The organism is Limosilactobacillus panis DSM 6035 (genome assembly GCF_001435935.1).
Classification (GTDB): domain Bacteria; phylum Bacillota; class Bacilli; order Lactobacillales; family Lactobacillaceae; genus Limosilactobacillus; species Limosilactobacillus panis.
Genome location: NZ_AZGM01000144.1, coordinates 1 through 3339 on the forward strand (window position 1 = coordinate 1; position 3339 = coordinate 3339).

Annotated in this window: 2 protein-coding genes; both read left to right on the top strand. The window is 41.4% G+C overall.

Annotated features, from left to right (window positions below; genetic code table 11):
• Positions 1-387 precede the first annotated feature (387 nt).
• A complete protein-coding gene (locus tag FD32_RS09285) occupies positions 388-1917 on the top strand; it encodes a gluconokinase (RefSeq protein WP_047769635.1) in 1530 nt (509 codons plus the stop codon).
• A gap of 12 nt (positions 1918-1929) precedes the next feature.
• Complete coding sequence (locus tag FD32_RS09290) at positions 1930-3273, top strand: gluconate:H+ symporter (protein WP_047769633.1); 1344 nt, start codon at positions 1930-1932, stop codon at positions 3271-3273.
• The last annotated feature ends 66 nt before the right edge of the window (positions 3274-3339 follow it).

The following is a 3339-nucleotide window of genomic DNA, read 5'->3' on the forward strand; positions in this document are numbered from 1 at the left end:
ATATGCCCTGTGATACCAAGGGATCAGTCTGTCTTCATACTTTCAAGTTTCAGTTATAAAGTAATCGCGGGGCAAAACTGCCCGATGGCTTGTATCATGCCATACAAAGCTTGGTTCTATAAAGGCGCTCTTAAATTTTTTAATAATGTATCAGATAACATTTAATAAGTAACTGGGATGAGGAAATGAGACTGTTTTTCCATCCTTTTTTAATTGGGTAAAGATTATACAGATAAAATAATTAGCTTCTTATATTTTTGGAAAAACGATACACTTATTAATAATTATGGCTTGACATCGCTTACATAAGATAATATATTATTTGGTGTAACGATAAACCAATTTTCCTAATATTTTGATAAATAATGTAAAAAGGATGTTATGCAAATGAACTACTTTATTGGCGTTGATGTTGGAACAACTTCAACCAAGGCTGTTCTTTATGATGAACATGCAAGAGTATTAGACCATTTTAATGAAAGTTATTCACTTTATCGGGATAGCAGTGGAATGGCCGAACAAGATCCTGAAGCAATACTTAATGCTGTTGAAAAGGTCATTCACGATGCTGGAGCAAAGATTGATTTTGTAAACGAGAAATTGTTAGCGGTTTCTTTCTCTAGCGCTAACCAAAGTGTCATCTTGCTCGATCAACATTTTCGACCACTCTCGCGTGTAATTACGTGGGCGGATACCCGAGCACAAGCAGTTGCCAATCACCTTAAACGTAGTCCGGAGGGACAGCAGTTATATATAAAGACCGGAACACCAATTCATCCAATGTCATCACTAACCAAAATAATGTGGCTTAACCAAGCGCAACCAGAGAAAGTCGCAAACACCGCCTATTTTGGTGATATTAAGTCTTATCTTTTCTATCAATTCTTTGGCTCATTTAAGGTTGATGTTTCAATTGCCTCCTGTACAGGGATGATGAATATCAATACCATGAGCTGGGATGAGCAGGCACTAGCCCTTACTAAGGTTAAAGAAAGCCAGTTGCCAGCCATTGTTAACGGGACAACCCAGGTATCTGGTTTAACGGATAAGGCCCAAGAAAAGATGGGAATTCCATCAGATACCCCATTTGTTTATGGTGCTTTTGACGGGGCCCTTTCAAATTTGGGAGTTGGGGCAATTAGAAAAGACACCGTTGCAATTACTATTGGAACATCGGCTGGGGTTCGCGTTGTTACTGATCATCCCGTAATCGATCCCCAGCAACGCCTCTTTTGCTATGCAGTCGATAATGACCTTTGGGTGGTCGGTGGTCCCCTTAACAACGGCGGCGATGTTTACCAATGGGCTGTTGAGCATTTGGTTGATGCTAATGCCGTTAAAAATGAGAATGTTGATCCCTACACCCTCGCTAATCATGTTATTGAAGGGGTTCCGGCTGGCGCACATGGACTTATTTTTCATCCTTTCCTTGGTGGCGAACGGGCACCGTTGTGGAACGCAAATGCACGAGGGATCTTCTTCGGCCTTTCACAACTACACACCCGTGCTGATATGCTACGGTCTGTAATGGAGGGGATCTGCATGAATATTGCGACTGTATTTCAAGCCGTTCGTGACCTTGTTGGTGAACCAGCCAGCGTTACTGCTACTGGCGGCTTTGCCCGGGCAGAAGTTTGGCGGCAAATGCTTGCAGATGTCCTTAATTGTCCAGTTAATATTCCTAATTCATTTGAATCTGGCTGCTTAGGAGCAATCACCATGGCAATGAAGAGTCTCGGAATCGTTAATAGTCTTAACGTTGTTCAAAACTTTGTCGGTGATATTAGTTCGTACCAACCTCAGGAAAGTGCCGTTCACGTTTATCAACAATACCTACCACTATTTCAACAGGTTGAAGGATTATTGACTCCAGCCTATTCAACAATTGCTAAGCTTCAACAACAATCTACCCACTAGGAGGGTTAACTTATGCCATTACTAATTGTCTTGATCGGTGTTGCCTTATTAATTTTTATGATTGTTAAATTAAAACTCAACACTTTTGTTTCTTTAGTTATCACTTCATTTATCGTTGCCCTTTTACTCGGGTTGCCACTTGCTAAGATTCCGGAAACTATCGAAACCGGAATCGGTGGTCAACTTGGTCACCTTGCCATTATTTTTGGCTTTGGGTCGATGCTTGGGAAACTTGTTTCTGATGCTGGTGGCGGTTACCGGATTGCAACAACCCTTATTGATAAGTTTGGCCGGCGGTGGATTCAGGTTGCTGTTATCCTTGCTTCATTCATCATCGGGTTGGCGCTGTTCTTTGAGGTTGGCTTAGTGGTTGTTCTTCCAATTATCTTTATTATTGCCCGTGAGCTTGATATGCCACTGATGTACCTTGGAATCCCGATGGCTGCGACCTTGAACGTTACTCACGCCTTCTTACCACCACACCCGGCACCAACAGCAATCTCTGGTATTCTTGGCGCTAATCTTGGCCATGTTCTTTTGCTGGGGATCATTGCCGCAATTCCGACAATTATAATTGCTGGACCAGTATTTAACTGGTTTCTTCATAAGGTCTATCCTAAAGTTTATCGAAAGGATATCGATATTTCGGTTCTTGGTGAATATAAAGAATTCAATATTGATGAGACTCCTAAATTCGGAATCTCTGTTTTAACAGCGATGATGCCCGTTATCTTAATTGCTGTTGCCACTATTTGTTCATTTATTTTTCCAAAGAGCAACTCAATCAATGAATTCATTCAATTCATCGGTGCTCCAGACCTTGCCATGCTTCTTTCACTGATTTTTGCAATTTTTACAATGGGGCTTTGGCGAAACAAGGGCATGAGTGAAATCTCTAATTCCATGGTTACGTCAATTAAGCAAATTCCTGTAATGCTCTTGATTATCGGTGGTGGTGGTGCCTTTAAACAAGTCCTTGTCGACGGGGGGATTTCTAAATATATTTCAACCCTTTTTGCACAAACAAATATTTCGCCAATCCTTGCAGCATGGCTCATTACTGCAATCCTTCGGGTATCGTTAGGATCATCTACAGTTGCTGCGATGACTGCCGCCGGTTTAGTCGCTCCAATGGCACATCAGTTTGGCTCTAATTCCGCGATGGCTGCTCTGATGGTCCTAGCTGTTGGTGCTGGTTCCGTCTTTTGTGATCATGTTAATGATGCTGGCTTTTGGATGATCAAAGAATACTTTGGTCTCTCACTAAAGGAAACCCTTCTTTCTTGGTCAACTTTAACTTCTGTCTTAGCGCTTGCTGGATTAGCTGCTGTATACACAATTTCATTATTTGTTTAATACTTTAAGTATATGGCAGATTGCAAGAAATAACTTGAACGAATTTAGTGACGTAGATTAAGCAGG